19 protein-coding genes, 1 tRNA gene and 1 riboswitch are annotated in these 25,681 nt (G+C 62.9%); of the genes, 11 read left to right on the top strand and 9 right to left on the bottom strand.

Going from position 1 to position 25,681, the window contains the following annotated elements; translation table 11 throughout:
- Positions 1 to 116: 116 nt before the first annotated feature.
- Positions 117 to 974: a hypothetical protein gene (locus VLU25_18310; GenBank protein HSR69888.1), complete on the top strand. Its 858-nt coding sequence runs from the start codon at positions 117 to 119 to the stop codon at positions 972 to 974.
- 234 nt (positions 975 to 1,208) lie between these two features.
- Here the strand turns inward: VLU25_18310 and VLU25_18315 are convergent.
- A tRNA-Glu gene (locus VLU25_18315) sits at positions 1,209 to 1,286 on the bottom strand.
- Positions 1,287 to 1,372: 86 nt separating this feature from the next.
- Here VLU25_18315 and VLU25_18320 point away from each other — a divergent pair.
- From VLU25_18320 to VLU25_18330, 3 genes are all read left to right on the top strand, one after another.
- Positions 1,373 to 2,332, top strand: coding sequence for an NAD(P)-dependent oxidoreductase (locus VLU25_18320; protein ID HSR69889.1), 960 nt, complete (start codon positions 1,373 to 1,375; stop codon positions 2,330 to 2,332).
- A gap of 221 nt (positions 2,333 to 2,553) precedes the next feature.
- A complete protein-coding gene (gene amrB / locus VLU25_18325) occupies positions 2,554 to 3,783 on the top strand; it encodes an AmmeMemoRadiSam system protein B (GenBank protein ID HSR69890.1) in 1,230 nt (409 codons plus the stop codon).
- A 29-nt stretch (positions 3,784 to 3,812) separates the two neighbouring features.
- On the top strand, positions 3,813 to 4,241 hold the full coding sequence (locus tag VLU25_18330; protein ID HSR69891.1) for a nuclear transport factor 2 family protein: 429 nt from the start codon (positions 3,813 to 3,815) through the stop codon (positions 4,239 to 4,241).
- A gap of 165 nt (positions 4,242 to 4,406) precedes the next feature.
- Here VLU25_18330 and VLU25_18335 read toward each other — a convergent pair whose 3' ends face one another.
- Both VLU25_18335 and treS read right to left on the bottom strand, forming a co-directional pair.
- Entirely contained in the window at positions 4,407 to 4,760 is a 354-nt protein-coding gene (locus VLU25_18335) for a VOC family protein (protein ID HSR69892.1), read from the bottom strand.
- 18 nt (positions 4,761 to 4,778) lie between these two features.
- Positions 4,779 to 6,428 carry a maltose alpha-D-glucosyltransferase gene (gene treS, locus VLU25_18340; protein ID HSR69893.1) on the bottom strand — a complete coding sequence of 550 codons (1,650 nt, stop codon included), beginning with the start codon at positions 6,426 to 6,428 and terminating at the stop codon, positions 4,779 to 4,781.
- 185 nt (positions 6,429 to 6,613) lie between these two features.
- On the opposite strand from treS, the gene VLU25_18345 reads away from it, so the two are divergent.
- From VLU25_18345 to VLU25_18355, 3 genes are all read left to right on the top strand, one after another.
- Entirely contained in the window at positions 6,614 to 7,843 is a 1,230-nt protein-coding gene (locus tag VLU25_18345) for a TIGR04053 family radical SAM/SPASM domain-containing protein (GenBank protein HSR69894.1), read from the top strand.
- Between the two features lie 20 nt (positions 7,844 to 7,863).
- On the top strand, positions 7,864 to 9,252 hold the full coding sequence (hemG, locus tag VLU25_18350) for a protoporphyrinogen oxidase (protein HSR69895.1): 1,389 nt from the start codon (positions 7,864 to 7,866) through the stop codon (positions 9,250 to 9,252).
- A 181-nt stretch (positions 9,253 to 9,433) separates the two neighbouring features.
- Positions 9,434 to 11,878: an ADOP family duplicated permease gene (locus tag VLU25_18355; GenBank protein HSR69896.1), complete on the top strand. Its 2,445-nt coding sequence runs from the start codon at positions 9,434 to 9,436 to the stop codon at positions 11,876 to 11,878.
- A 510-nt stretch (positions 11,879 to 12,388) separates the two neighbouring features.
- Here VLU25_18355 and VLU25_18360 read toward each other — a convergent pair.
- From VLU25_18360 to VLU25_18375, 4 genes are all read right to left on the bottom strand, one after another.
- Positions 12,389 to 13,549: a DUF819 family protein gene (locus VLU25_18360; protein ID HSR69897.1), complete on the bottom strand. Its 1,161-nt coding sequence runs from the start codon at positions 13,547 to 13,549 to the stop codon at positions 12,389 to 12,391.
- A 6-nt stretch (positions 13,550 to 13,555) separates the two neighbouring features.
- The gene (locus tag VLU25_18365) at positions 13,556 to 15,025 is read right to left on the bottom strand and encodes a carotenoid oxygenase family protein (protein ID HSR69898.1); all 1,470 of its coding nucleotides are present in this window, start codon (positions 15,023 to 15,025) and stop codon (positions 13,556 to 13,558) included.
- Positions 14,988 to 16,751: a hypothetical protein gene (locus VLU25_18370; protein HSR69899.1), complete on the bottom strand. Its 1,764-nt coding sequence runs from the start codon at positions 16,749 to 16,751 to the stop codon at positions 14,988 to 14,990. The genes VLU25_18365 and VLU25_18370 overlap by 38 nt, the downstream gene beginning before the upstream one ends.
- 275 nt (positions 16,752 to 17,026) lie before the next feature.
- Positions 17,027 to 19,927, bottom strand: coding sequence for a carboxypeptidase-like regulatory domain-containing protein (locus VLU25_18375; protein HSR69900.1), 2,901 nt, complete (start codon positions 19,925 to 19,927; stop codon positions 17,027 to 17,029).
- A 179-nt stretch (positions 19,928 to 20,106) separates the two neighbouring features.
- Positions 20,107 to 20,206: riboswitch (SAM riboswitch) on the top strand.
- 207 nt (positions 20,207 to 20,413) lie between these two features.
- Between VLU25_18375 and VLU25_18380 the strand changes: the two genes are divergently transcribed.
- From VLU25_18380 to VLU25_18395, 4 genes are read left to right on the top strand one after another with little or no spacing between them, the layout of a single operon-like run.
- The gene (locus VLU25_18380) at positions 20,414 to 21,760 is read left to right on the top strand and encodes a homoserine dehydrogenase (GenBank protein HSR69901.1); all 1,347 of its coding nucleotides are present in this window, start codon (positions 20,414 to 20,416) and stop codon (positions 21,758 to 21,760) included.
- Positions 21,753 to 22,532 carry a hypothetical protein gene (locus tag VLU25_18385; protein ID HSR69902.1) on the top strand — a complete coding sequence of 260 codons (780 nt, stop codon included), beginning with the start codon at positions 21,753 to 21,755 and terminating at the stop codon, positions 22,530 to 22,532. The genes VLU25_18380 and VLU25_18385 overlap by 8 nt, the downstream gene beginning before the upstream one ends.
- A 44-nt stretch (positions 22,533 to 22,576) precedes the next feature.
- Positions 22,577 to 23,767: a PLP-dependent aspartate aminotransferase family protein gene (locus tag VLU25_18390; protein ID HSR69903.1), complete on the top strand. Its 1,191-nt coding sequence runs from the start codon at positions 22,577 to 22,579 to the stop codon at positions 23,765 to 23,767.
- 40 nt (positions 23,768 to 23,807) lie between these two features.
- Entirely contained in the window at positions 23,808 to 24,206 is a 399-nt protein-coding gene (locus tag VLU25_18395) for a DUF4345 domain-containing protein (GenBank protein ID HSR69904.1), read from the top strand.
- Positions 24,207 to 24,243: 37 nt separating this feature from the next.
- Here the strand turns inward: VLU25_18395 and scpB are convergent, their stop codons facing one another.
- Together scpB and VLU25_18405 are read right to left on the bottom strand one after the other, a co-directional pair.
- Positions 24,244 to 24,810 (bottom strand): SMC-Scp complex subunit ScpB, encoded by a 567-nt coding sequence (scpB, locus tag VLU25_18400; GenBank protein ID HSR69905.1) that lies wholly within the window; start codon positions 24,808 to 24,810, stop codon positions 24,244 to 24,246.
- Complete coding sequence (locus VLU25_18405) at positions 24,804 to 25,649, bottom strand: segregation/condensation protein A (protein HSR69906.1); 846 nt, start codon at positions 25,647 to 25,649, stop codon at positions 24,804 to 24,806. The genes scpB and VLU25_18405 overlap by 7 nt, the downstream gene beginning before the upstream one ends.
- Positions 25,650 to 25,681: the final 32 nt, after the last annotated feature.

The following is a 25,681-nucleotide window of genomic DNA, read 5'->3' on the forward strand; positions in this document are numbered from 1 at the left end:
CGTCGGCTGGGGCGTGAGGTAAAAAGCTGCCAGGCAATCGATTCTTGGCAGTTTTAAGTGATATGATGTCCTGAATAAATCACTTTCTGTAGGCTGCAACGGTGGGAGTATCAGATATGCTGATTAAATTAGTCAATGGCGAGAGAAAGAAGTGGCATCCCTCTGATGTAGAGCAGCTTTGGGTCGAGGTTCGTGATCTCTTCTCCAACCGCAAGGTCATCGAGGTGCGTCTGAGAGAGGACAAGTGGCAGGCTGTCCAGGAAAGCGGCAGTGTTCAGCTTGAGGACCTGCCCGAGTGGGCCGACGGCCATCCCCTGTCGCTTCTGGTCAAACCGACCAGAGGCTCCGGCTACCGCGACGTGTGGAAATATCCGTTGAGATCGGACAGCGTAAGCGTCTGTATGATGCTTAAAGAAGTGAACACACCGCTTTTTTCAAGCCTTCAAGCGGTCCTGCCCCTGACCTCGGCCGACAATCCGCTTCTCGCCTCGCTCTTCGAGGTGCATCCTGAACTGGTTCCCCGCCCAACAAGAATGTCGAAAGTCGACCAGACGCGCCTGTGTTGCGCCCTCAACATCGAGGCCAAGCTCCACCACCTCTTCGGCCGCAACGACGTGGTCACTCAAATCGAGGAGGCCCGCCGGGACCGGATCATCTGCAAGGTGAATCTGCATCCCGAGGACATCGAAAACGCCAAGTCCGATTTCAGCAAGGTCCCGGCATGGGCCAATCGAGTGCTCCACGAAGGATTTCCCGTCAGCTTCAAGGAGAAAGTGCCGGAAGGAAGTCTGCAGGTCAGCCTGACCGAAGACTGGAAGCGGGCCGACATCGATATCGACCTGTTCACGATGGTCGGTCACTTCGGAGAAGTCCTGAGAAACCGCATCACCGATCAAAAAACCGACCCCCAGGTCGTCTACCGCCAGCTATTCGACCAAGGCATCCACCCGCTCTATACCCTCAGCAGCGAGTAAGGACGACTCTCCCTCCGCAAAGTTCCTGCACCCAGCGCCGAAAACGGCGACTCGGGAAGCGAAAAGACGGGCTTTTCGGACTCCCGACACTCCCGACATTCAAAGCAGTACCTTCCTGAGCCTCTCCCCTCGACCTATCAGCCCAGTTGCCGAGATGCCAGGAATGAAGCAGCCACTATTCTATCTCGCCTGTTTTCAGCAGGTTCGGGAAAGTCGCAGAGGAAGAGTCGAAGATGGCGTCCCCAACGGGATTTGAACCCGTGTCGCTGCCGTGAAAGGGCAGTGTCCTAGGCCGGGCTAGACGATGGGGACGCCCTGTGAAGGCGGTATCCTAGCAAAAAGATTCCGGCTTTGTCTAGTCGGCGTGGGCGATTGGCGGTGGTGGTATTCTGGCGGGGATGAAGGTTGATCGGATCGTGGCTACGGGGCCGCTTCCTGAGTGGGCGGAGGGGCGAATTGGGGGGGCGTTTCGGCTGTTTGTCGCTTCCAATCCTGATCCCCGCTCGCTGGTGGGGGAATTGGGGGCGGATGTGGCGGCGATCATTGCCCGCAGCTCCACGCGGATCGATGCGCGGGTCTTTGAGGCCGCCCCCAATCTGCGCGTCATCGGACGTACCGGGGTGGGATACGACTCGGTCGATGTGGAAGCGGCAAGGCGGCGACATGTCGTGGTGCTCTATACCCCAGATGCCGTGACCCAGGCCACGGCCGAGCACACCGTGTCGCTGCTGGTGGCGGCCGCCAAGGATGTGCCCGGCTGGCAGCGGCGGGTGGGCGAGGGGCGCTGGACCGAGCGCAACCGCGTCCTCAACCGCGATCTCTACGGCAGTACCCTCGGCATCGTCGGCTATGGACGCATCGGGCGGCGCGTCCATGAGTTGCTCAAACCCTGGGGCATGACGGTGCTGGCTTGCGATCCGCATGTCGGGGGAGCCGAAATGGAGTGCTGCGGGGCACGTCCGGTGACGCTGAGGAAACTGTTGCGGGAGAGCGATTTCGTCACCTTGCATTGTCCGCTCAACGAGTCTACCCGGGGTCTTATCAATGCCGAGAACCTGCGTCAGGCACGCAAAGGGGCCGTGCTGGTGAATTGCGCCCGCGGGGGACTGATCGAAAGCAACCAGGTTCTGATGAAGGCTCTGCAGGAAGGTGGGCTGTCGGCGGTGGCGCTGGACGTCCTGGAAAAAGAGCCGCCCGCTGCCGGCGATCCTTTGATGCGTCATCCCCGCGCCATCGTTACCGCCCATGTGGCCAGCCGCACCCCCCGCACCCAGCGCATCATGGTGGAAACCCTCCTCGACGACCTGATGGCCGTCCTCACCGGGGGGCATCCCAGACCGGGGAACGTGGTGGGTTGATCGGCCTTCCCGCGGCGTTGTGCCTCATGCGAAGCCCTCCAATGTTGCTGCGGGCCTTCATTACAGGCGGAGGGCCCTCGCCGGGATGGGGCCTTGCCTCCATCGCCGCAAGGATGCGCCTCCCACCCCCCATGCGCCGGCTCGCTTGCCGACTTACAGGGGAGCGGCTGGGCTGATGCTGCAGGGAGGTCTGGCGCGGCAATGATGGTAACCTTTCCCTGATGGCGAATCCGAAGCTGCGCTACCTTGAGGCCATACCGATTCGGGAGGACGGACAGCAATTGGTGGTGTTGCGCGATCCGTTGCAGATCAGCGAACAGATGCTGGCCGTCACTCCGGCCCTCTACGGGCTGATGATGCTCTTCGACGGCCGCCGTACGCCCCAGCAGGTGCGGGCGGAGGTGGAGCGGGTCACCCAGCAACCTTTCAGCAGCGAGGACCTGCAGAGCATTCTCGACCAATTCGACGAAGCTCTTTTCCTGGAGAACGAGCGCTTCGCCCAACGCCACCGCCAACTCCTCGAGGACTTCCGCTCCAGCTCCCTGCGCGAGTCATCCCACGCCGGACAAAGCTATCCAGCCCAAGCGGAGGATCTGTCGCGCCTGATCGCCGACTTCTACGCCGCCCCCCAAGGCGCCGGAGCTCCCGGCAAGGCCGCCGCTCCTCCTCCCCTGGCCCTCATCGCTCCCCACATCGACCCGCGCCTGGGAGGCCCCTGCTACACGCACGCCTACCGGGCCCTGGCCGAGTGCGAAAGGCCTGATCTCTTCGTGATCCTGGGGACAGGACACCACGGGCTGCCCGAACTCTTCTCCGTCTCCCGCAAGGACTTCCAGACTCCTCTAGGAACCGCCGCCACCGACCGCGAGTTCGCCGACCGCCTGCTGGAAAACGCCGGCGACGGACTGTTTCAGGAAGACCTCACCCACCGCAGCGAACACACCATCGAATTCCAGGTGGTTTTTTTGCAGCACCTGTTGGGATCGCGGCCCTTCAAGATCCTTCCGGTGCTGGTGAGCTTCTCCTACCTCAACTTCCAGCATCCTTCGGTGGCCGACCAACACCGCCGCCTCTTCGACCGCTTCCTGGAAGCGCTGCGCCGCACGGCCGATCAGTCGGGACGGCGCATCTGCTACATTGCCAGCGTCGACCTGGCTCACATCGGACCCCGCTACGGAGACGACTACCGTCCTCGGGAGGAACACATCGAGGAGGTGCGCCGGAAAGACCTGGAGATGCTCGATCCCCTGCTTGAAGGCGATGCCGCCGAGTTCTTCCGCTACGTGGCCGAAGAAGAAGACCGCCGCCGCATCTGCGGGTTCTCTCCTCTCTACACCCTCTACACGCTGCTGCAGGGCCGTTCCACCCGCATCCTCGACCATTCCCACGCGCAAATGGACGAGACCGGCTCCTTCGTCACTTTCACCAGCGCGGTAATTGATGGAGAATAGGTCATCACTGAAGGCGAGGACAAGGAAGCATGGCTACGATGACTACTTTGCTGATGGCTCTTTGGATGCTGGCGGCGCCGGGCGCTGAAGACGATATCGTCAAGCTGCTGCAGGACCAGGCCGAGGCCTGGAACCAGGGCGACCTGGAGGGCTTTATGGAGGGGTACTGGAATTCTCCCGACCTGACCTTCTACTCGGGAGGAAACATCACCAGGGGCTGGCAAGCCACGGTGGAACGCTACCAGCGCCGCTACCAGAGCGAAGGACGCGAGATGGGCCACCTGGTCTTCTCAGACCTCAAGGTGGAGATGCTGGGCGAGGATGCCGCCTTGGTGAGAGGACGCTGGCAGCTCACCCTCTCGGACGGTAGCCAACCCGGCGGACTTTACACCCTCATCCTGCGCCGCTTCGAGGACGGCTGGAAGGTCACCCACGACCACACCTCTTCGGCGGATTAGGGCTGCCTGTCACGATCGCTGCGGGACTTCTTCTAGGGACGGTTGGCTCTCGCCGGGTTGTGGCCTTGCCTCCATCGCCGCAAGGATGCGCCTCCTACGGGACTTTCTTCCAGCCTTCTCTGATTTCGGGGAGCATTGCGCCCATCGCGAAGCCCCCCCATGACCTCACTTGGCCGGTCCCACCAGTTCGTAGACGTGTCCGTCGGGGGCCCGGAAATAGGTCCAGCGCAGGGTTTTGCCCTGACGGACAGGTCCGATGAACTCGACGCCGCGGGACTCGAAGTGGCGGCGGGCCTGATCGACGTCTTCGACTTCCAGGCCCATGACCGGAGTGTCCAGAGGCTCGTCGGGGATGGAGCCGGGGGCGAAGAGCTCGACGCGGTCTCCATTGGGCAGCAGGAAATCGACGTAGTCGGACTCTTCATCGAAGAGCTCCAGGCCCAGCTTGTCGCTGTAGAACTCGCGCATTTCCTGATAGCGGTCAGTCCGCACGCCCATCCATTTCAGCGACTTGATCATGACTTTTCCTCGTCAGGGTTAGGGCTTAGTGAGCTCGAACCAGTAGAACCCGTAGGGACCCATGGTGAGCAGATAGGGGAGTTCACCGATGCGGGGGAAGGGATTCTCGCTGAAGCAATCGATGGGCTGATAGCCGTTGAACTGCCTCAGGTCGAGTTCCACGAACTGGCTGTAGCGGGAGAGGTTGTTGACCACCAGCATGACCTGCCCGTCCTGGACGCACAGGTAACTGACCACGCGATTGTTGTCGGGATGCAGGAAGTGGATCTCGCCCCGCGAGAAGGCTGGGTAGCTCTGGCGGATCCGGATCAGCCGCTTGACGTAGTTGAGGAAAGAGGAGCGATGGCGCTGGGCGCTCTCTACGTTGACGCCCTGATAGCTGTATCCCGGATCGCTGATGACGGGGAAGTAGAGCTTGCTGGGATCGGCCCGCGAGAACCCGGCGTTGCGGTCGTCGTTCCACTGCATGGGCGTACGGCATCCGAAGCGGTCGCTGAGGTAGATGTTGTCGCCCATCCCGATCTCGTCTCCGTAGTAGAGGATGGGCGAGCCGGGCAAGGTCAGCAGCAGGCTGTGGAGCAATTCCACCGCCCGGCGGTTGTTCTCCATCAAGGGAAACAGGCGGCGGCGGATGCCCAGGTTGAGCTTCATGCGCGGGTCTGAAGCGTACTCCTGCCACATGTAGTCGCGCTCGTCCGCCGTCACCATCTCCAGCGAGAGTTCGTCGTGGTTGCGCAAAAAGGTGGCCCACTGGCAGTCCCGCGGAATCTCGGGCAGGTTGACGATGATGTTCTCGATGGGCTCGCGGTCCTCGCGCCGGATAGCCATGAACATGCGCGGCATGATGGGGAAGTTGAAGCACATGTGAAACTCGTCGTTGTCGCCGAAGTATTCCACCACGTCGTCGGGCCACTGGTTGGCCTCGGCCAGCAGCACGCGTCCGGGAAAGTGCTCGTCCACATGGGCCCGCAGCTTTTTGCAGAATGCGTGCGTCTCAGGCAGGTTCTCGCAGTTGGTGCCCTCGCGTTCGAAGAGGTAGGGGACAGCGTCCACCCGGAATCCGTCCAGCCCCTTGGCCAGCCAGAAATCGACCACTTCGAGCATCTCTTTCTGCACCTTGGGATTGTCGTAGTTGAGATCGGCCTGGTGAGAGAAGAAGCGGTGCCAGTAATGCTTTTTGGCTTGGTTGTCGTAGGTCCAGTTGGAGGGCTCGGTATCGACGAAAATGATGCGGGCGTCGGAGTAGGTCGAGGGGTCGTCGCTCCACACGTAGTAGTCGTGGTAGGGCGACTGGGGATCGCGGGCCTGCTTGAACCATTCGTGTTCGATGCTGGTGTGGTTGACGACCAGATCGGCAATCACGCGCAATCCTCGGGCATGAGCCTCGCGCAGGAAAACCTCGAAGTCCTTGATCGTCCCGTAGTCGGGATGGATGCGGTAATAGTCGGCGATGTCGTATCCGTCGTCGTCCAGAGGCGAAACATAGAAGGGCAGCAGCCAGATGCAGGTCACCCCCAAGTCCCCGATGTAATCGAGCTTTTGGGTGAGTCCTGCAAAGTCCCCTATGCCGTCGGCGTTGGAATCGTAGAAAGCGCGCACGTGGACTTCATAGAAAATGGCGTCTTTATACCAGTCGTGCTGGCTATGGTCGATCTTGCTCTCATTCATCGAGCGTATTGTAGGAAATAGGTTCCCTCATTGTGAAGTCGAAGTGCGGGATATGGCTCAGGCAAAGCTGAGCAGAATGGCCCAAGTAAGGACCCTCGCGCCCTCCAAAGCCCGCCAATCCTGACTTTCCGAAATTGCACGCGGCTTGCATAAAAAGAAGGTGCGTTTGCGAAAGGAGCAGAGAAATGATTTCCACAGGCGCTGAAGGCCGAGCCGTTCACCCCTCCATGGTCGATTTCGACCGCTCTCCATTCGTTGCCATTTGGGAGACTACCCGGTCCTGCGACCTGGCCTGCCGCCATTGCCGGGCTGAAGCCATTCCCGATCCTCTTCCCGGAGAACTGAACCATCAAGAAGGGCTGGGACTGCTGCATGACTTGGCCGAGATGGGGACGCCCATCTGCGTCCTCTCGGGAGGCGATCCGGCCAAACGTCCCGACTTGCTTGAACTGATCCGCTACGGCCGCAAGGCGGGCATGCGCATGGCCACCATCCCTGCTGCAACCGCCCGTCTCGAGCGCGGGCTGGTGGAAAACCTGAAGGAGGCCGGACTGGCTCAAATGGCCCTCAGTCTGGACGGTCCCTCGGCTCAGGTCCACGACTCCTTCCGCAATACTCCCGGAACTTTCCACCGCACCCTGCAAGGCGCCCGCTGGGCCCGCGAGGCGGGGCTTCCCTTGCAGATCAACACCACCTTGAGCGCCTTCAACTACCAGCACTTCGACGCCATCGCCGACTTGGTCAGCCAATTGGGCGTGGTGTTCTGGGAGGTTTTCTTCCTGGTGCCCATGGGACGCGGACGCGACGTCGACCAGCTCAACGCCCAGCAGTACGAAGACCTCTTTGCCCGCCTGGCCCGGCTGGCTTCGCAGGTCGACTTCGTGGTCAAGATCACCGAGGCGCCTCACTACCGCCGCTACCTGCTGCAACACCGTCCTGGCGGGGCGGCCACCGGGCATCGCCGAGGACATGCCGGCGGGCATCCGGGCACAGGCGTCATGCACATGCCCGGCGGAACCATCCCGCGCCACCTCCCGGAGCGCATGAAGCGCGACTTCGGGCACGGCGGAGCCATCGGACTGGCGCCCCGCGGCGTCAACTCGGGCAACGGACATCTTTTCGTGGCCTACAACGGCGACGTCTTCCCCAGCGGATTCCTGCCCCGCAAGTGCGGCAACATCCGCAGCAGGCCGCTGGCCGAAATCTACCGCAATCATGCGGTCTTCCGCCAACTCCGCACTCCTTCCCTGCTTAAGGGCAAGTGCGGAATCTGCTCCTTCAAACGCATCTGCGGCGGATCGCGGGCGCGGGCCTATGCCATGACAGGCGACTATCTGGCCGAAGAGCCCTTCTGCGCCTACGATCCGCCGCGGACATCTGAAACATCAGCGGCCCAGAGTCCGGCCATGGCCTAGAAGAGCGCAGGAGCCATCTCATGAGCCGCAAGACACGCATCGGAATCGTCGGAGGAGGCATCTCGGGGCTGGTGACCGCCTTCTACCTGAAACAAGGCTCCGCAAAGCGGGGAGTGCCGCTGGAGATCACTCTGCTGGAGCAATCCCAACGGCTGGGCGGCGTGATCCGTTCTCAGCGAGAGGGCGACTTTTTGCTGGAAGCCGGGCCGGAAGGCTTCGCCTCCCACAAGCCGGCGGCCCTGCGGCTGGTATCCGAACTGGGCCTCGATGACAAGGTGGTCGGTTCCAACGATCACCTGCGCAAGACCTACCTTTACAGCGAGGACCGCCTGCGCGAATTCCCCGACGGAATGATGTTTCTGGCTCCCATGCGGCTGCTTCCCTTTTGGCGCACCGCGCCCCTCAGCCGCCGCGGACGCCTGCGGGCCCTGATGGAACCGCTCATCAGCCACAGCCAGGGAGACCCCAGCATCCAGCAGTTTCTGCGCCGCCGCCTGGGAGCGGAATTCACCGACAAGCTGGCCCAGCCCATGGTGGCCGCCATCTACGGCGGGGACGCTGCGCGCCTCAGCGCCCCCTCGGCCATGGCAGACTTCTACCGCCTTGAACAGCGCTTCGGGTCCCTCTACCGCGGCATGCGCTGGCTCAACAGCCTCAGCAAGGGACGTCCACAGCGCTCCTGCTATCTGTCCTTCCAGGGGGGCATGCAGACCTTGGTGGACGAACTTCAGCGCCGCCTTCAAGACAGCGATATCCGACTGGGACTGCGGAATCTTCGGCTGACGTCCTGGAACGGGCGCCTCAACCTCGAGGCCGGGAGCCACCGGGACAGCTTCGACCGCTTGATCCTGACCACGCCGGCCTACGCCGGAGCCTCCATCCTGCGTCCCCTGCTGCCCGAGGCGGCGCCGCCCCTGCAAGACATTCCCTACGGCTCCAGCCGTCTCGTCTATCTGGCCTACCGGCGTCAGGACTTTGACCATCCCCAGGACGGATTCGGCTTCATCGTCCATCCCGAGCAGAGGGCGGCCGTGGACGCCTGCACTTGGGTCAACCGCAAGTTCGAGGGGCGCTGCCCGCAGGACGCGGTGCTGATGCGGGTGGCGGTCCACCAGCGGCGCCTGCGCCGTCTGCCCGAGTCCGACCAGGGACTGGCTGAGGCCGTGCACCGCGATCTGCAGCGCATCATGGGCTACTCCTGCCAGCCGCTGCTGCAGCGCGTCTTCAGCGTGAGCCGGGCCATGCCTCAACTGACGGTCGGTCACTCGCAGCGCATGCAGGCGGTCAGGCAGGCCCTCCGGCGCGTCCCCGGACTCTACCTGACCGGCGCCTTCGCCGGCGGCGTAGGCATCCCCGAGTGCATCCGCTCCTCCCACGATATCAGCCAGCAAGTCCTCGACTCCCTCTAACAGCTAATCGACCCGATAGCCGGCGGGTGGGAGGCGCATCCTTGCGGCGATTGTCATAAACCGTTACCAGACACCTCCCCACCTCAGCCTCCACGACCTCCCAAAGACGTCTCCCCTCCCCATTGGCAAATGTCGCATCGATAAGGCATGATGCTTGTAACAGAGGAGGTGAGCCTTGATCGTGGCCGAGATGTTGCGGGAAACCCTGCGCCAACTGCGTCGTCATCCCTTCTTCGCCCTGGCCGTGGCTTTGACCCTGTCCCTGGGAATCGGCGTCAACGCCGTCATGTTCGGCATTGTCGACCGCATGCTGATGCGTCCCCCGCTGCACGTCAGCGAGCCGCAACAAGTCAAGATTCTCTATCGCCACCAGATCCACCAGGGAAAAGCCGTGGCTGGAAACGAACTGACTTACGGCAACTACCTGGCTCAACGCGATCATTCGTCCTTCGAGAGCATCGGCCTGCAACTGGCCCTGCAGCCGCTGTCCGGCCACGGCGAGGACACCCGAAGGCTGGAAGCCCGCCTGGTCAGCGCCTCCTTCTTCCCCACCCTGGGCGTGCAGCCCTACCGGGGACGCTTCTTCACGGCCGAAGACGACCAACCCCAGAGCCATCCTGTAGCGGTGCTCAGCCACGCCTTCTGGATGGAGCACTTCGGCGGCGACCCCGAGGTCCTCAACCGCCGTCTCGAGGTCGACAGCCTGGAGTTCGACGTAGTGGGAGTGGCGCCTGCCGGATTCACCGGCTTCCAACTGGCGCCCGTGGACGTCTGGTTGCCCTTTGACCGCGCCATCCGCGGCCTCGATCTGCGCACGGACCGCTGGCTCGATCCCGGGGCTCCCTGGAGCTGGGCGCAGGTGGTTGTGCGCCTCAAGCCCGGTGTCTCGATAGAAGCTGCTGAAGAGGAATCGACGGCCATTTTGCAGCGGGCCGATGAGCGGCTCTCCCGTCCCCCCGATTCCACCCGCCGCCGCATCTCTTTGCAGCCGCTCGTCCCCGGACGAAGGGTGGACGCTCCGGCCGAAGCCGATGTGGCCTTCTGGCTGACGGCGGTCTCCTTCCTGGTTCTGCTCATCGCCTGCGCCAATGTGGCCAATCTCTTCCTGGTCCGCGGACTGCGCCGCCGCCGCGAAATCGCACTGCGGCTGACGCTGGGCATGGGACGCCTCCGGCTCGCGGGACACCTGCTCAGCGAGAGCCTGCTGCTGGCTTTGCTGGGATGCGCGGCGGCGCTGGGACTGGCTTATTGGGGCGGACAGGCGGTTCGTGCCGGCCTCTTTCCCCAGGTCGACTGGAGCACCGGCTTGCTCAACCCGCGTTTGACCGCCTTCAGCCTGGGACTGGCTTTGCTGGCCGCCTTGCTGGCTTCCCTTCCCGCCTCTTTTCAGGCGCGGCGGCGCGATCTGGTTGAACCGCTCAAGTCCTCGGGGGGAACGGCCTCCCCCTCCCGTTCCCATGCCCGCAGCCTGCTCCTGGTGGCCCAAACGGCTCTTTCGGTGGTCCTGCTGGTGGGCGCCGGACTGTTCCTGCACAGCCTGCAACAGGCGGGCTCCCTCGATCTGGGATACGTCACTGAAGACGTGGTGCTGCTCACGCCCGACCTGGAACCCGGCGTCGACCGCTACAAATCCGTTTCGCTCTACCAAGAAGCGCTCGACTTCCTCTCCCGCCAGCCCGGGGTGCGCTCGGCGGCCGCCGCCTGGACGGTTCCTTTCCTGGGAGGCATCTCTTACCGCGTCAACTATCCTGACGGCACTCCCCTGCCCCGCCTTCCCACCGGAGGTCCCTGGTCGGTGGGCGTGATGGGCGACTACTTCAAGACCATGGACGTGGAAATCCTGCGGGGACGCGCCTTTAACGAAGAGGATCGTTCCGGGGTCCCGCCCTCCCTTATCGTAAGCCGCACCATGGCCGAGATCGTCTGGCCCGGGCAGGATCCGCTGGGGCAGTGCCTGATCTTCCAGGGGACCGACTACTGCAGCCGCGTGGTGGGCGTGGCCGAGGACGTCACCCGGCGCAGCTTCAGCGAGGGTCCCACCTTGCTCTTCTACATCAACTTGGACCAGATCGGGGAAGGCTATCCTCCCCGCACCTTCTACGTCCGCACTGAAGCCCCTCCGCGCGGTCCGGGACCCGAGGATCTGCGGAGGCGCCTGCTGCAGATGGACAGCCGCTTCCGCCACGTCGAAGCCCAGACCTTCGAACACCTGACGGCTCCCGAAAAGCGCGCCTGGCGCCTGGGCGCCACGCTTTTCAGCGTCTTCGGGGTGCTGGCGCTGGCCGTTTCAGGCCTGGGCCTTTACAGCGTGCTGGCCTTCGAGGCCGCCCGCCGCCGCCGCGAAATGAGCATCCGCAGCGCCCTGGGCGCCACCCTTCGCCACCTGGCCGCCCTCATGCTCTCGCGCTGCCTTCGTCTGGCTCTGGCGGGGATCGTTTTGGGCCTGCTGCTGTCCGCCCTGCTGGCCCCCAACCTGGCCGACCTCTTCTTCATGACCTCGCCCCACCAGGCCTCCGTCTACGGGCAAGCCGCCCTGGTGCTGCTGTCCGTCTCCCTGCTGGCCTGCCTGATCCCCACCATGCGCACAGCCCGCACCAACCCCGCCACAACCCTCAAGGTAGAGTAGAAGGGCGGCGTCTATTCGTCCGCCGAGACCTCTGGCAGCCTTTCAGGCGGCTCGACGGTGTGAAGAATGGCTTTTCCAATATGGCGGCCAAGACTATGAGCCTGAGCGTGGCAGACGAGGCCCATTGGAGGAGGATCCGTGGGTATTAACAACAATGAGCAGGGTTCAAGTCAAGGAACGCTTCGGGAATTAGGTGGGGAGTTTTGGGCGGAGCTCCATCGTGGCCATGGAAGGAAAACGATGTCCTTGAGGGAGCCGAATGCCGCGGTTCATCCGTCTGGCCAGAAAAGTCGTTTTTCCCTCCCAGGCGATTCCTCTCAATTGCTCTCAGGCGAAGCCTCGGACATCGATCTCCTCGAAATCTCGCTTTTCAAGACTCGTTCCCAGGATGTCGATTTCTACACTCCAACCGGGAGGGCTATAAAGATCTTTGCGCTTTGCCAAGGATTTGGCTAAAGGTTTGAAAAGCAGGCGTTTGGGGTCTGAGGGAAAATCAGAAGAAGAGGGCTCTTAGACCAGATAGCCGGCGACCAGGAAGCCGATGTAGGTGCCTACGCCGTAGCCCAGGGTTCCGATGAGGACGCTGGCCAGGACCATGTCTGAGCGGCCCAGGCTGCGGGCCAGGGCCAGAGCCGAAGGGGCTCCGCCTACGTTGGCCTGGGAGGCGATGGCCAAGACCTCCCAGTCGATCTTGAAGAGGCCTCCCAGCAGAAAGATGACGAGTCCGTGCACCAGCACGATGGTGGCGGCGAAGATGAAAAGGGAAAAGCCCAGCTCGCCGATCTCATCGAAAGCCGTCAGGTCGCAGAAGGCGCCGATCACGGCCAGGAAGAGGTAGATGGCCAACATGCCCAGGGCCCGGGTGCCGGGGAGGCGGTTGATGACCTGCAACTGTCCCAGGATCAGTGCCAGCGTAGTCAGGACCACGATGGACGGCAGGGGATATCCCATCCCCGCCATCCAGTCGGCCGTCAGGTTGGAGAGCCAGATGGCCGCTCCACCCATTCCCAGCAGCAGGGCCAGATTGCCCGGGTTGAGGGATTCCTGGTCGGCGTCTCCCTGCAGGTGAGGAGCGCTGGTGGCTTGGCTTTCCTGGCGGCGGCGGGGATAGTAGCGGATGAGCAGGCGCGGCGCGGCGATGGTGGCCATCATCCACAAGGCCGTGAGGATGTTGTCGACGGCCGTCGATCCGGCGAAAAGTATGCCGTCCTCGGCAATGCCGTACTCCAGGGCCAGGGCGTTGAAGTTGACCCCTCCCCCGATATAGGTTCCGGCGAACATGCCCGCCAAGGCCCTGTAGTCGTTGCCGAAGGCGGCCTCGGCGTCGGCTGTCCAGAGCCCGGCCAGGACGCCTAGCACGGTGCCGGTCGCGCCCAGCGCAAAGGCCGCCAACATGGGCCCTCCGGCGCGCAGCACGTCCCTCAGGTTGACCTGCAGCAAGGGGAGAAAGATGGCCAGGGGAGCCACGAAAGCGAAGATTCCCCCGTAGACCGGCGTTTCAGAAGGGCGGGCGGGAATGATGCCAAGATTGCTGACGACGGCGGTGATGAGGATGACCAGCAGAGCCGTGCCGAAATGGCGCAGGAAAGTATTACGACACAACCACTCGGTCAACACCACGTTGAAGAAAAGTACCGCCAGAATGGCCGCCGGGTCGGTCAAATAACTCACAATCGCTTACTTCTTGAACCAGTCGTCTCCGGGTTTGTAGGACTCGTCGTAGCCGGGGCCCTCTGCAGGGCTCCAGGACGCGTGAAAGAGAGGAGGAACGGGGTGTTCGAGATGGAGCCGGGCAACGGGGCCGGCGGCCACGTCGACAGGGTCGAAGAGTGCGAAGGAGGCGTCGCGCTCCTCGGCCTGGAAGACCTGGCAAATGATCACTCCCTTTTCGCTCTGCGGATCGGGGAGAAAGATCGGTTCGCCCCCCAGGTAATGCCCCGGCGGGGCTTGATAGACGTCGTCGAGCGAAGGCTCGCTCCAACGGCAATGGACCAGTTGGTCGAAGAACTTGCGTCCCGAGGTCCCGGCCTTGGAGATGCCCAGCATCCAGAAGTCGTCATAGGGCCCTGTCTGCAGGCGCGGGTCGGTGGAGGGAAAGTCGGGAGCCCGGTCGTAGCCCAGTTGCCGCCTCTCGACCAGCTCCCAGGTGCCGGTGTCCACCGTGCAGCGCAGCGGACGGCCCAGACCCACGTCGCAAAAGAGCTGGGGAATCTCTTGATAGTGGGGATAGGCGGGTTCGTCCAGTTGAACGACGTCGACGTGGAGCCGCTGGTCCTCTTCCCAGGCGTTGATCACGTGCAGGCAATAGCCTGGGCCTACCTTGAGATCGGCGCGCTGGCCGCCTGATTCACGGGCCGCGATGACCAGGCGGCTGGATTCCTCGTGCGTGAAGGTGAGTGCATCGAGGAGGCAGCCGCCATCCATCAGGACCTTCATGTCGAGTAGGTAGGGACTGAGAAAGAAGCAAGTATAGTTGCGGCTGAGCCCGAAATCGTGCAGCGAGATGGGGGCGTCGAGAGGATGACGCTTGCGCATTACCAGCTCTCCCTCGGCGTCGAAACGGTAGACGATGAGGTTGGGACGCAAGGCCGAAAAGGCGATACCGAAGTTGAAGAGCTCCCCGCTGTGGGGATCGATCTTGGGGTGAGCGGAAAAGGGGGTCACCTCGCTCAGCCGGTCCTGAAAGGTGTGCAGCTTCTCCGTGTCGAGGCTTTCGCGGTTGAGCAGATAGGGCAGCCCCTGCTCCCCGAAAGCCAGCAAGTGCTCGCCGTGCTCATAGACGCTGACGTTGGCGGGGGATTCCAGTCCCGTGCCGCGCTGGTTGAGACGGTCCCCTTGGAAGGCCGTGCCGAAGGTGCGGAAAAGAGCCTGCCCGGCTTCTTCTTCCCGCTTCCACTTGGGAGTGCGCACGAAGCGGTTGCTGAAGAGCACTTCGTCGGTTCCGAAACGTAAGCGGCACACCATTCCATCGCCGTCCAGCCAATGACGGTACTTGAGGTCGCCCCGCTGAAAACGCGCCGGACCGTTGAGAAAATACTCGCCCCGAACGAACGACGGCACCTGGCCCTCGATGTTGGTAATCGGGTATCGGCGTTCTTCGGGGACGAAATCAAAGGCTCGTTCCAGCCAAGGGGCGTGATCCTGCACGTTCCGGCTCCTTCTGGTCTAGTATTCGAGCGCTCCAGGCCCATTGATAGCGGTCCTGACAGGACCGGGCGGAGTCCAACCGCCGGCGAAAAGACTGCGGATCGAAACGCAGCTCTGTCAAGTCGAAGCTCTCCACGAAGGCACGGTTGTCGACGGCTTGGGGTTGGCCGAGCACCGAGGAGGCCACGTGGGCGGCGATGAAGCGGGCCAGTTCGCGCAGATTCCCCAGTTGCTCGTCGAGGACTTGCTCTGCCTCTTGCAGTGTCGCGTCCACCCGATAGAAGGTCTCCTCGGCCTTGCGCAGCGTCTCGATGCTGGTCAGTTCGTGATTGACCGGCTGCTGTTGGCGGCGGCCCTGGCTCTGCTTCCACTGAAAGTAGTCGCTGAGCAGCTTCTGTATGCCGTCGTTGAGGGGACCGAGTTGTCCCATCCGCCTCAGATAGGGCATGGTGAAGTCTTCCCGCGCCAGAAAGTCGTTGATGAAGGGGAAGACGAAGAAAGAGAAGTAGACCGACAGCTCCCAGGTGTATTTGAGCACGAAGCATTCGCGGTCTCCCAGGGCATCGTAGCTGATTGAGAAGGCCGGCACCCAGGCCGAATAGAGCGAACGCATCATCATCTCGTAGAGCTTGCAGCGGACGGCCCTGCGGACGGGATCGCCGGTGAGGACGGCGTTGAAAATAAGCGTGTTGTGGATGGCGATGAAATCGCTGCCGGGACTGTAGAGGGGGTCGGTAAAGCGTCCCGCCTCCCCGGTCAGAGCCCAGCGGCGCGGGTCGATGGTCTTCTGGCAGTCGTAGGAATAATCGGGATAGCGCCCGAAATCGAGCAGCTTGCGGTTGGGCAAATCGCGGGCGAAGAGCGGGAACTCGCGGCACACCCAGTCGAAAAGCTTCTCGGGACTGGAAACCTCATCCGGCGAAATCACCCGCCGGTCGTAGACCAGTCCCAGGCTGGTCTTTCTTTGCAGGGGGATGACCCAGAACCAGAATCCTTCGCCCATGAAGTGGTTGGTGGCCAGCCAGAGAGGAAGATGGCCGGTCTGGCGGCGCGATTTCCTGGCCAGCACTTCCTTCCAGGAGGCATCGGTGAGCTTGTCGATGTCGACCAGACCCTCCACCCAGGCGAAGGATGCCCCGTGGCGGATCTCGTTGTCGCGCTCCAGCTTCATGCGGCGGGCCAGGATCTTGGCGCGTCCTGAGGCGTCCACGACCCAATCGGCGCTGACTTGGCACTCGCCCTCCCGGCTGCGGTAGTGGACGAGGTGAGGAGTCTCGTCGTCCTCGGCCAAGTCGACTCGGCCCAGACGCACCGGGGCCTGGAAGCTGAAGCGTTCACTCTGCCGGTTGAGGCGCAGCAACTCGCCTTCGAACTCGTTGCGGTCGAGCTGATAGCAGCCGATGTTGGAGAAATTGCGGATGTAGGCCTGGGAGTAGTCCTCGAAGCGGTCGTTGGCCCGTTGCTCGCTTTTCCAGTAAAAGCGCAGGTTGTACTTCATGAAGTGATTGCAGAAGAGATATTCCTCAAGGTCGAGCACTTTGGCCAGGTAGTAGCCCCCGACCTGCACCAGCGACTCCCCCACCTTCTGTTTCTTAGGGGGAATCGTCGAGCGCTTGTCCAAGAGCAGCACGCTCTTGTCGCTGTAAAGAAGAAAATGGCGGCTCAGCGACAGACCAGCCAGTCCGGCTCCGAGGATGACAACGTCGTAGTGGCGTGAAGCGGGCATAGATTCCTTCTCTTGAGAGCGGCACCAGAGGCCAATTATACGGGACACACGGTCGGCGTCCAAAGCCGGTCGCAAAGCCAAAAGCCTGAGGACTCGTCTCTTTCGACCCCAGGGCTACTCGTAGCCAGCGACCTCATACCTCCGGGAGCCTTGGGCCTTCACTGCGGTTACTGAAACTTGACGCGTCGGTGTGGTTGTTGGCCACTTCTACTCCGTGGCCCTAGGAATTAACGAAGGGAGCGGGGACGGAATCTCATCGCTTGCGGCGAAGGGCCTCATGGAGAATTGGGCTTGAGGACAAGCTCTTGCTCGCCGGAGTGCAGCGTGGTCCGGACGCGGCAGATCACGGGGCCCAACTCTTCCCTGATGCGGGCTCCGCCTTGCCTGCGGATCTGAAAAAGGCTGACCCGATATTCTCCGGGGACCCCGGCCTCGACGCGGAGATCCAAAGTACCGTCCGGCGCAGCTTGGTGATCGGTCCTGAAGAAGAAACCGCTGGGCAGAGGGTCGCCCGGCTGCCGCTGGCGGAGGGCTTCCACCCCATAGACCTGGCCGGCTTCCAGGTCGGACGCTTTGACTCGAATGACCGCCTTGGGCTCGAGTTGCAGACGAACCTCCAAGGTGCCGCCTTCGTCCAAGGTCAAGCGGCGTTCGCCCGCCAGGGAACCTTTTTGGGCGCTGAGGATGACCGTCCCGGGGGTCACCTCTTGGTAGTGAAATCGCCCTTGGGCGTCGGTGGCCGAGCGTTCCTGGTGATAGTCATGGGCTGCAAGGGTGATCGGCCAGTGGGCCAGCGGCTTCCCTTCGGCGATCAGCACTCCCTCGACAACTCCTGCTTGCCGCAGGCGCAGGTCGCCTACGTCGACTGGATCTTCCTTTGCATCGCTCAAATCCACGATCAAGGTGGAGGAGGAAGCCCAATCGGGATGCCGGGCCGTGATCCGGCAGTTCTGTTTGGGCAAGCCGTCGATGCGGAAGCGCCCCTGCAAGTCGCTGCTGGCAAAGCCGGTGACGCCGGGGAGCAACCGTGCGGTGGGAAGCTGGCGTCCGTGCGCCTGCGGCTTGGAGACCTCGTAGGCCACGGCCTCGGCTCCCTGCACGGGTTGTCCGCGGGCGTCCACGACGCGGCCCTTGACTTGGGCTTCCTGGGGAAGGACGATATCCAGGCCGCGGACCGATTCTCCGGGTGCCAGTTGGAACTCGCTGCTCCTCCCGGCCGCGTAGCCGGAGGTCCTGGCCAACAGATAGCCCTTGCCCGGCAGCAGTCGTAGAGTGAAGCGTCCCCGATCGTCGCTGACTCCGACTTCCCGGGTGGTAGTACTAACTCCTTGGCTAGGACGATCATAGGGCTGGGCCGCGAAGATGGGCACGCCTTCCTTGGTGATGGGGCGCCCCTGGGAATCGACCAGGCGTCCTTCGACCAGGGCCTGCCTTTTCAGCACCAGGTTCAAGTCCGACCTGCCCGCATCCACCCGGCGCAGGGTCTCGTGCTGATGTTCGGGGTGGCTTGCCGTGACATCGAAGGTGTCTCCGATCAGGCGGTCCTCGCTGAATCTGCCCTGCGAGTCGGTCTCGACCGCTATCTTCTTGCCCTGACCGTAAGGTGCGCGGATCTCCACGCTGGCTCCCGGCAGCGGTCGGCCCCTGTCGTCGGACACCCAGCCCGAGAGCGAGGTCCATTGATCGGCAACTACCAGTTCCAGGTCATCTTCAACTTGGCCGGGCCCCAGGGAGATTTCCAGCGCGACCGTACCCGCGGCGTTGCTTTCCAGCCGATACTGTCCCGGCGGCAGGCCCTGAAAGGCGAAGGCGCCGTCCTCATCGGAGCGCAGACCCACGGCTATGGCATCGTCGCCCGAAGAATGCAGGGACTTGAGTCCAACCATGACATCGCCCAGCGGTTCTCCCGATCCGACCACGGTCCAGCCGGCAATCATGGACCGTCGCCACAGCTTCACTTCCACCTCTGTCCTGCCCACGTCGGAGGGGATTTCAAACTCCTCCTGAGCCCGCGCGAACAGGTCTTTATGGAAGACCAACAGGTTGTAGGAGCGTCCCAGCCACAGTCCTTTCAGGAAGCAGCGCCCGGCGGCATCCGAGGAGTCCTGTCCGTAGCGGCCCAATCCTAAAGCCTGGGTCTCGAGGCTGCGGGGGCCGAGTCTCTCGGTGGTGGGGGTCACCGCGCAGGTGGCGCCGCGGATGGGTTGGCTGGAGTGATCGGTGACGCGCACCACAAGGGTTCCGCCTGCCTCAATGGAGAAGTCGACGTCAGACAAGTACTGACCGGCCTCCAAGCGCACTCGGCGGCTGTCGGCGGTGCCCACGGCGTAGGCGGTGGGCCCCGGAGCTGCCGAGAGAGCATAGACCCCCGGGGGCAGTCCCGAAAAACCGTAGCGTCCTCGGGCATCAGCCAAGGCCACCTTGAGGGGCTCGCCGGACACCACCCACTTGCCTCCGGCTTCGATGCGCCGGGCCGAGGAAGCCTCGAAGATTTCCACGGCGGCACCCTGGGCCGGTGATCCGCTGGACCTCTCGGTGACGCGTCCGCTGATGCGCCCCTCCGGTTGCAGTTGCAGGTCGAATCGAAGTTCGCGGGGCCAGGCCTGTTCATCAAATCCCATCTGCCGACGCCACTTGGCGAGCTCTTTGTCCAGGCTTCCCCAGTCGGGAGCGAAGCCGGGCCGCTGGGCCACCAGCACCCCCAGGGGGAACTCGGCGGGGAGTTGAAACTGATAAGAGCCGTCCGCGGCGGTCTGCAACGGCAAACGGCGGTCGAGTTGTTGACGCAGTTGCAGGGGGAGCTCCTGGCCGCCCTCTTGTGCCAGCAAATCCAGTGCTCGCGGGACCTGGTATTCGAACTGGGGCGACACCGGCACCAAAAGGAGAGAAAGCCCGCCCAAGAGCTCGCCCTCAGGCCCGCGTACGCTACCGAACACCCGCAGGCGTCCGGCGCTTGAGGCGCCTCGCCTGTAGCCGGAGCGGTCAGCCAGGCTTCCTCTCTGGGCGGAAGCTTGCCCGTCCTCGGAGCGCGAGGAGGGCTCTCCTCGGCCTTCCTCCGCAGCGCTCTCAGCAGCACCGGGCGGACGCAACAGCGGCCCGCCCCCTTGGTCGTAGAGCCACAGGAGGGCCGCGGCGAGAATCGCCAACAGGATGAGCAAAGTTCGACGACGCGGCATGCCTTTCTTATCCTATCGAATTCAGCAGCGAGTTGCCCAATGACAGGCTCTATAACATTGGTTGGACACCACAGAGGAGATTTCGGTTCCCCGGTTGGCGCGGGTTTTTTCTATTGACAGCCTTGGCGCCTTCAGGCTAATCTCTTCAGCGCTGTCCATTTTTTTTGAATGCGATAGCTCGTTTATCAAGAGTGGTCGAGGGAACAGGCCCTATGACACCACAGCAACCTGGTCGCCCGGACCAAGGTGCTAACTCCTGCCCTTTGGGGGAGATGAACAGCGGCTGGCTGTTTCGCCCGAAGCGCCGGCTTCGCATTTGTCCCCGCAGAGAATGATCGGCGTCAGAAGTGCGGCTCGGCTGCGCCGCTGGACATCCGTGCACGAGGATGGCCGCGGCAACCGTCCGCCAGACTGCGTCGAACAGGACATGCACTTTGCGTCCCTTGTTGTGCGCTAATCTGCACGGAAAGGACACAAGAGACATCCATGAGTACACTACAATTTCCTCTTCGAGAAACGGGTCCGCGTCCACTGCCGGGCCAGCGGGCCCGGACGCTCCGCATCGGACTGCTGGGAGCCGGGAAGGTGGGACAGGCCTTTCTCGAGCTGTGCCGCCGGGAAAGGGACTATTTCTTGTCCCGCGGACTGCAACTCGATCCGGTAGCGGCTTTAGTCCGCGATGCTTCCCTCCCCCGCCGCGGACTACCGCCTCGAGCGCTTCTCACCTCCGATCCGCTGCGCTTCCTGGCGGTTCGCTGCGACGTGGTGGTGGAAGCCCTGGGCGGCCTCGAGCCGGCGCGTTCGCTGGTGGCCTACTGCCTCAAGGCGGGGATCCCTGTGGTCACGGCCAACAAGTCGCTGCTGGCGGATCACGGCAGCGAACTGGCCGGCTTGGCCCGTCAAGCGGCGACAGAACTGCGAGTGGAAGCCGCCGCTCTGGCCGGCGTTCCCTTCATCGCCACCCTGCAAGAGCGTCCTCTGGCGGGACGCTTCCGCCTCCTGCAAGGAATCCTCAATGGCACCTGCAACTTCCTCATCACCGAATTGCAACGGGGTGAAACACTGCCCCAGGCGCTGGCCGAGGCCCAGCGGCTTGGCTTGGCCGAGCCCGACCCCGCCAACGATATCGACGGCCAGGACGGTGCCGAAAAGCTGGCTTTGCTGTGTCAGCACCTGGTGGGACGGCGCATCGAGGTGACGGGACTGGAAAAGCGCACCCTGCGCGATCTTTCGCCCCTCGACCTGGAGGCGGCCCGAGACCTGGGAGGCGTGCTGCGTCCGCTGGTTTGGGCGCGCCTGCTGGAGGACTCGGTGGAAGCCTTTACGGGACCTGCCTTCCTGCCCTCCAGTCACCTGCTGTCAGCCGTCGGAGGAGTCGACAACGGACTGCTGCTGGAACCGCATTGCGAGTCGGTCTCCACGCCGGACGGCAGCGGCAGGCTGTTTTACCGGGGAGCAGGCGCGGGTCCCAAAGTGACGGCTGCAACCCTGCTCGACGACCTGTGGCAGGCGGTCCACTCTTCTTCGGCGGGGAGGCTCGGTCATGCCTCAAGCCGCCAGCCCCGGGAGACGGTCCTGCGTCCTCCCCGTACGCCCTGGTTTGTGCGCATCGAACGCCAGGACTCCTGCGCCGATGCCGGACTGGACGATGTCCTGGCCCTGCTGGCCGACCACGGCATCCATTGCCGAGGCAGTGTCGAGAAGGCCCAATACCTCTGGATATTGACCAGCACCGCCTCCAAACCTCACATTGAAGAAGCCTGTCAAGCCTTGGCTGAAGCGGCCTCGGCTGCTTGCCTGCCCCTGCGGGCCCTGGAGGTGACTCATGTCTGAAGGCCTTTCCCTCAGCGTCCTCAAGCTGGGTGGATCGGTGTTGCGCGGGCACGATGATTATCAGGCCGCTGCCGACCATCTGGCTGCCCGCCGCAAGAACGATCCTCAACGAAGGCTTCTGGTCGTGGTTTCGGCTCAGCAGGGGCACACCGACCGCCTGTTGCGCCAAGCCAGCCGCCTTCAGTCCGCACCCGACGCCGACGCTCTCGATCTTCTTTGGGCGACAGGAGAACTGCGTTCGGTCGCGCTCCTGACCCTGGCTTTGAGGGCGCGTCGCCAGGATGTATGCGGACTCAACGTGCACCAATGCGGCTTGCAGGTGGAGTGCGCGGCCGATCCCGGACGCCCGGCCGGAGGTCCCCAGCAAGCCCCATCGCCCCAGGTGACCCTGCGCCGCCTCTCCCTGCTGCGCTGGCTGCGGCGGCACCCGCTGGTCATCGTCCCAGGCTTTCTGGCGGTCGCTCCCGGACAGGGGCTGCGGACTCTAGGACGCGGCGGCTCAGACTGGAGCGCCTTGCTTCTGGCGGCCGCCTTGAAAGCCGACGCCTGCGAACTGGTCAAGGATGTGCCCGGCTATTTCGACCGCGATCCCAAGCGCTTCCCCGAGGCCCTTCCATTAGCCCGGCTGACCTTCGACAAGGCTCTGCAGATGGCCGACGAGGGATGCGATCTGGTTCAGCGGCAAGCGCTGGAAAGCGCCCGTCGCTTCGGGCTCGATCTGCTGGTGCGCAGCCTCCACCACGAGGCCGCCTCAACTCTGATCAGAAACTGACCGGATAAATCCCTTACCTGGATCGAAGAAAGGATATTTTTCTCATGCATTTCGCCACTAAGACCATCCACGCCCATCAACCCTCCGACCCCTCGACGGGAGCGCTGGCGGCACCCATATTCCAGACCTCCACCTATGAGCAGCGGGCTCCGGCGGTCAACAAGGGATTCGACTACACCCGAACCAACAACCCCACCCGTCAAAGGCTGGAGCAAGTCCTGGCCGAGCTGGAAGGAAGCGAACATTGCGCCCTCTTCAGCTCCGGCCTCTGTGCCGAGAACGCCGTCTTTCAAGGAACACTGAGGCCGGGCGACAAAATCGTCGTGCCGCCGGACGTTTACGGTGGAACCCATCGGCTCTTGCATCAGGTTTATGAGCCCTTTCAGATCGACACCCGGACCGCCGACTATAGCGACCTTGCGTCCCTTGAGGAGGCCTTGCTGGAAGGTGTCCGGCTGGTGTGGGTGGAAACTCCCACCAATCCCCGCCTGCTCATCTACGACATCCAGGCCATCGCCTCGCTGGCCCACCGCCACGGGGCCCTGGTGGGTGTCGACAACACCTTTGCCACGCCCCTCTTTCAGCGCCCTTTCGAGCTGGGAGCCGACATCGTGGTTCATAGCGTCACCAAGTACCTCTCGGGGCATTCCGACTTGATTCAGGGAGCGGTCTTGGCCAAGGACGCCGAAGTTTTCGAACCCATACGTTTTCTCCAGAACGCAACCGGGGGCACGCCCTCTCCTTTTGACTGCTGGCTCACCTTGCGCGGGCTCAAGACCCTGGAATTACGTGTCCAGCGGCACGCTGAGACCGCCCAGGCCATCGCTGAGTCGCTGAGGGATCATCCCGCCGTCGAACGGGTTTATTTTCCGGGCCTCCCCGATCATCCCGGACACGAGATCGCCCGCCGTCAGATGAGCGGATTCGGCGGCATGGTCAGCCTGGAATTGCGCGCCGGTCCCGAGCGGGTCGTCGATTTCGTCTCCAACCGCCGATTCTTCGCGCTGGGGGAAAGCCTGGGCGGCGTCAAGGCTTTAATCTGCCATCCAGCGACCATGACTCACGCCTCCATTCCAGCTCAAGACCGGGCCGCCCTGGGTCTCAAAGACAACTTGGTGCGCCTCAGTCCGGGCTGCGAGAACAGTCAAGACCTGGTTGAGGACCTGCTGGCGGGATTGGCCGACCTGGAATCGTCCGACGGTCAACCCGACAGGCTGAAGACGGCAGCCTTGTAAAGACCGGGCGAACGCCCCGCGCCCGTGCTACTCTTGGTCTATGTGGGTCAGGATAGTGCTGGGCGCGGGGGCCTTGATCAATATTCTCCTGGGCGCCACGGCCTTGGTGGCGCCCCGCAGCGTGGCCGAGTTGGCCCACCTGCAGGCTCTCAACCAGGCCGGAGTGGGCGAAATCAGGGCTTTTTACGGAGCCTTTGTGCTGGCCATAGGAGCCGTCATCCTGCATGCATTGCGCCGTCCCCAGCCGGGACGCGAGTGGCTGCGCTGCCTGGGGATCCTCTTCTTAGGCCTCTGCTGCGGACGCCTCGTCAGCGCCCTGTTGGACGGGCTTGAAACCTATACCTTGGCGGTGCTCACGGTGGAACTCCTCTTCGCCGGATTGCTGCTCTACGGCGCCGAAGCCCTGCGTCCCTCCGACGCGCCCCCAACCCAGCCCTGAGGCGTTGAGGCCTCCCTCGACGACGCGGTTGGCGGTGTCACTCTTCTTCCTTCTCGACCGGCTCCAGAGCATCGTCGTCCTGGGCCAGGATTTCTTCCAGTTCCTTGAGGGTGGGCAGTTCGGAGAGGTCGTTGAGCCCGAAGTGGATCAGGAATTCCCGGGTGGTGGCGTAAAGCATGGGACGCCCGGCGGTTTTCTTGCGTCCCCGCGTCTCGATGAGCTTCTTTTCCAGCAAGGTCTTGATGGTGGAACTGCCCTTGACGCCGCGGATGTCGCAGATCTCGGGAATGGTGATGGGCTGTTTGTAAGCGATCACGGCCAGGGTTTCCAGGGCCGCCATGGTCAGCTTGGAGGAGGGCTTGTTCTTGAGGTAGACGCGGATCGTTTCGTGGTGTTCGGGCAGGGTGGTGATGCGGAAGCCTCCGGCCACCCGGCGCAACTCCACCGCATTCTGCATGGAGTTGAACTCTTCACGCACCTCCTCCACCGCTTCCCGGATTTCGGAGGACTCAATCTCGGGAAAGACCTCCTGCAGTTCGGCGATGGTGACGGGAGCGCGGGAGGCGAAGAGGATCGAGAGAATCTGGTTGTGAATCTCTAACATGCCTTGATCCGGATGTCCTCGAAGACGCCCTTCTGGTAGAGGCGGACTTCTTCCATGCGCACCAGCTCGAGCAGGGCGAAGAAGGTCAGCACGATGTGGAACTTGCTGATTTGGGACTGGAAGAACATGGAGAAAAAGATCTCACGCTTGAGGGAGAGCAGGCGCCGAAGTTCCGTCATCTTCTCCTCGATGGTGGCCGGTTCATGCTCGACCTCGATGACCACCTGTTCCTTGTAGCGTTCCACGATCTGGTGGAAGGCCTTGACCAGGTCGAAGACGTTGACGTCGACGATCTCTTTCTCGTCTTCGGCGAACTCTTCCCAGCCCCGCCCATGGACGCCCAGCTCCACCGTCTCCCGCTCGTAAAGCAGGTCGGCTGCGTTTTTGAACTTCTCGTATTCCAGCAACTGGTCGACCAGTTCCGCCCGCGGATCGATGAATTCTTCGTCCTCGGCCTGGGAGGGGTCGGGCGGCAGCAGCATGCGCGACTTGATGAGGATGAGCTGGGCGGCCATTACCAGGAATTCTCCGGCAATATTGATGTTGAGGTCTTTCATGACATCCAGAAAAGCCAGGTACTGATCGGTCACCTGGGCGATGGGGATGTCGTAAATGTCCAATTCCTGGGTGCGGATCAGATGCAGGAGCAGATCCAGCGGCCCCTCGAAGATTTCCAGGCGGATGTTGAGCGCCTGCACCTCGGGCCGCCCCGGTGGCACCGGTCTGGGAAAACTGCCGTCCTCCCCCGGATTCAGATCGCTTTGCCGCCTGGAGACACCCTCCGCCGGCCCTCCTGCCTCAGGCTCCTCCTGCAGGGGCAATCCTTGTTGGTCTTGCATCGTTTCCACAGCCTTCAACTATACTCCTCCGC

The organism is Acidobacteriota bacterium, from assembly GCA_035471785.1.
In the GTDB taxonomy this organism is placed as follows: Bacteria; Acidobacteriota; UBA6911; order RPQK01; family DATIPO01; genus JANQFM01.

Bases quoted from the DNA above. Each gene is read 5' to 3' on its own strand.
- VLU25_18390 (HSR69903.1), top strand. From the start codon at position 22,577: ATGCATTTCGCCACTAAGACCATCCACGCCCATCAACCCTCCGACCCC.
- VLU25_18370 (HSR69899.1), bottom strand. From the start codon at position 16,751: ATGCCCGCTTCACGCCACTACGACGTTGTCATCCTCGGAGCCGGACTG.
- VLU25_18310 (HSR69888.1), top strand. From the start codon at position 117: ATGCTGATTAAATTAGTCAATGGCGAGAGAAAGAAGTGGCATCCCTCT.
- VLU25_18320 (HSR69889.1), top strand. From the start codon at position 1,373: ATGAAGGTTGATCGGATCGTGGCTACGGGGCCGCTTCCTGAGTGGGCG.
- treS (HSR69893.1), bottom strand. From the start codon at position 6,428: ATGAATGAGAGCAAGATCGACCATAGCCAGCACGACTGGTATAAAGAC.
- VLU25_18385 (HSR69902.1), top strand. From the start codon at position 21,753: ATGTCTGAAGGCCTTTCCCTCAGCGTCCTCAAGCTGGGTGGATCGGTG.
- VLU25_18375 (HSR69900.1), bottom strand. From the start codon at position 19,927: ATGCCGCGTCGTCGAACTTTGCTCATCCTGTTGGCGATTCTCGCCGCG.
- VLU25_18330 (HSR69891.1), top strand. From the start codon at position 3,813: ATGGCTACGATGACTACTTTGCTGATGGCTCTTTGGATGCTGGCGGCG.
- VLU25_18345 (HSR69894.1), top strand. From the start codon at position 6,614: ATGATTTCCACAGGCGCTGAAGGCCGAGCCGTTCACCCCTCCATGGTC.
- VLU25_18395 (HSR69904.1), top strand. From the start codon at position 23,808: ATGTGGGTCAGGATAGTGCTGGGCGCGGGGGCCTTGATCAATATTCTC.
- amrB (HSR69890.1), top strand. From the start codon at position 2,554: ATGGCGAATCCGAAGCTGCGCTACCTTGAGGCCATACCGATTCGGGAG.
- VLU25_18405 (HSR69906.1), bottom strand. From the start codon at position 25,649: ATGCAAGACCAACAAGGATTGCCCCTGCAGGAGGAGCCTGAGGCAGGA.
- VLU25_18380 (HSR69901.1), top strand. From the start codon at position 20,414: ATGAGTACACTACAATTTCCTCTTCGAGAAACGGGTCCGCGTCCACTG.
- scpB (HSR69905.1), bottom strand. From the start codon at position 24,810: ATGTTAGAGATTCACAACCAGATTCTCTCGATCCTCTTCGCCTCCCGC.
- hemG (HSR69895.1), top strand. From the start codon at position 7,864: ATGAGCCGCAAGACACGCATCGGAATCGTCGGAGGAGGCATCTCGGGG.
- VLU25_18335 (HSR69892.1), bottom strand. From the start codon at position 4,760: ATGATCAAGTCGCTGAAATGGATGGGCGTGCGGACTGACCGCTATCAG.